A 2,735-nucleotide genomic window follows, 5' to 3' on the forward strand; every position below is an offset into this window, starting at 1 on the left:
CGGCGCCACCGTGTGGCTGACCGGGCTGCCCAGTGCGGGCAAGACCACTCTTGCTTTCGCGGTGGCCGAGCGGCTGCGTGCGCAGGGGCATCGGGTGGAGGTCCTGGACGGTGACGAGATCCGGGAGTTCCTGTCCAGGGGGCTGGGGTTCTCCCGGGAGGACCGGCACACCAATGTGACGCGGATCGGCTTCGTGGCCGAGAAGCTGGCCGCGAACGGCGTGAAGGTACTCGCCCCGGTGATCGCGCCGTACGCGGACTCGCGTGCCGCCGTGCGGGAGCGGCATGCGGCGAGTGGGACGGTGTTCGTGGAGGTCCATGTGGCCACTTCGGTGGAGGTCTGTTCCCAGCGGGATGTGAAGGGCCTCTACGCGAGGCAGGCCGCGGGTGAGATCTCCGGTCTGACGGGCGTGGACGATCCGTACGAGGCGCCCGAGCACCCGGAGTTGCGCCTTGAGACGCAGGGCCGGTCGGTTGCCGACTCGGCCGTCGAACTGCACACCTTCCTGACGACGAGGGGCCTGGCATGACGACCGCGACCCACAGCCCGATCGAGGCGGCGGACAACCCGTTCACGCTGTCGCACCTGGATGCCCTCGAGGCGGAGTCGGTGCACATCTTCCGTGAGGTCGCGGGGGAGTTCGAGCGTCCGGTGATCCTGTTCTCGGGCGGCAAGGACTCCATCGTCATGCTGCACCTGGCACTGAAGGCCTTCCACCCCGCACCGGTGCCCTTCGCGCTGCTGCACGTGGACACCGGGCACAACTTCCCCGAGGTCATCGCCTACCGCGACCGCGTCGCCGCGCGGCACGGTCTGCGGCTGCACGTCGCCTTGGTGCAGGAGTTCATCGACGACGGGCGGCTGCGTGAGCGTCCGGACGGTACCCGTAACCCGTTGCAGACGGTGCCGTTGCTGGATGCCATCGACAGGGGCCGGTTCGACGCGGTCTTCGGGGGCGGGCGCCGGGACGAGGAGAAGGCCCGCGCGAAGGAGCGGGTGTTCTCCCTGCGGGACGAGTTCGGTGCCTGGGACCCGCGCCGTCAGCGTCCCGAGCTGTGGTCGCTCTACAACGGGCGGCACGCGGTCGGCGAGCACGTGCGGGTCTTCCCGCTGTCCAACTGGACCGAGCTGGACGTGTGGCAGTACATCGAACGCGAGGGCATCGAACTGCCCGCGATCTACTACGCGCACGAGCGTGACGTCTTCGCCCGGGCCGGGATGTGGCTGACCGCCGGCGCCTGGGGCGGCCCCGGGGAGGGCGAGAGGGTCGAGCGGCGCCTGGTGCGCTACCGCACGGTCGGCGACATGTCCTGCACCGGCGCCATCGACTCCGACGCCGCCACCATCGCCGACGTGATCACCGAGATCGCCGCCAGCCGCCTGACCGAGCGCGGCGCCACGAGGGCCGACGACAAGCTCTCCGAAGCCGCCATGGAAGACCGCAAGCGCGAGGGGTACTTCTAACATGACCACCGCAACCGCCACGTCGCTGCTGCGTTTCGCCACCGCCGGCTCCGTCGACGACGGCAAGTCGACCCTGGTCGGCCGCCTGCTCCACGACTCCAAGTCGGTCCTCGCCGACCAGCTGGAGGCCGTCGAACGCGCCTCCCAAAGCCGCGGCCAGAACGCACCCGACCTCGCCCTGCTCACCGACGGCCTGCGCGCCGAACGCGAACAGGGCATCACCATCGACGTCGCCTACCGCTACTTCGCCACCCCCCGGCGCCGGTTCATCCTCGCCGACACCCCCGGCCACGTGCAGTACACCCGCAACATGGTCACCGGCGCCTCCACCGCCGAACTCGCCGTCGTCCTCGTCGACGCCCGCAACGGCGTCGTCGAACAGACCCGCCGCCACGCCGCCGTCGCCGCCCTGCTCCGCGTCCCCCACGTCGTACTCGCCGTCAACAAGATGGACCTCGCCGGCTACACCGAAAGCGCCTTCGCGCGGATCGCGGCCGAGTTCACCGCCTACGCCGCCTCCCTCGGCATCCACGACATCGTCTCCATCCCGATCTCCGCCCTCGCCGGAGACAACGTCGTCGAGCCCTCCGCCCACATGGACTGGTACGGCGGCCCCACCCTCCTCGAACACCTGGAGACCGTCCCCGTCGGCTCCGACCCCGGCCAGGAGAACGCCCGCTTCCCCGTCCAGTACGTCATCCGCCCCCAGACCCGGACCCACCCCGACTACCGCGGCTACGCCGGCCAGCTCGCCTCCGGCGTCCTGCGCGTCGGCGACCCGGTCACCGTCCTGCCCTCGGGCCACACCACCACCATCGCGGGCATCGACACCCTCGGCAAAGAGACCGACATCGCCTGGGCCCCCCAGTCCATCACCCTCCGCCTCACCACGGACATCGACATCTCCCGCGGCGACCTCATCACCACAGGCACAACCCCCCACCCCACCAAGGACATCCAAGCCACCGTCAGCCACCTGGGCGAACGCCCACTGCGCACCGGCGACAAGGTGCTCCTCAAACACACCACCCGCACCGTCCGCGCCCTCGTCAGGGAAATCTCCTACCGGATCGACATCGACACCCTCGAACAGCGCGGCGACACAACCGAGCTGAACGTCAACGACATCGGCCACGTAGTCCTGCGCACCGCCGAACCCCTGGCCCTGGACGACTACGCCGACAACCGCCGCACCGGCTCGTTCCTCCTGATAGACCCGGCCGACGGCACCACCCTCACCGCCGGCATGGCGGGCGAGGCCTTCGGGACCG

General features: G+C 70.2%; 3 protein-coding genes. All 3 read left to right on the forward strand.

Going from position 1 to position 2,735, the window contains the following annotated elements:
• Positions 1-529, forward strand: a 529-nt coding sequence (gene cysC / locus P3T39_RS37265) for an adenylyl-sulfate kinase (protein WP_280703767.1), incomplete at its 5' end; no start/stop codon positions are given.
• The gene (gene cysD, locus P3T39_RS37270; RefSeq protein WP_280703768.1) at positions 526-1,464 is read left to right on the forward strand and encodes a sulfate adenylyltransferase subunit CysD; all 939 of its coding nucleotides are present in this window, start codon (positions 526-528) and stop codon (positions 1,462-1,464) included. The genes cysC and cysD, both read left to right, overlap by 4 nt.
• A gap of 1 nt (position 1,465) precedes the next feature.
• The coding region (locus P3T39_RS37275) for a GTP-binding protein (protein WP_280703769.1) at positions 1,466-2,735 on the forward strand (1,270 nt) is incomplete at its 3' end.

Source organism: Kitasatospora sp. GP82, assembly GCF_029892105.1.
Classification (GTDB): domain Bacteria; phylum Actinomycetota; class Actinomycetes; order Streptomycetales; family Streptomycetaceae; genus Kitasatospora.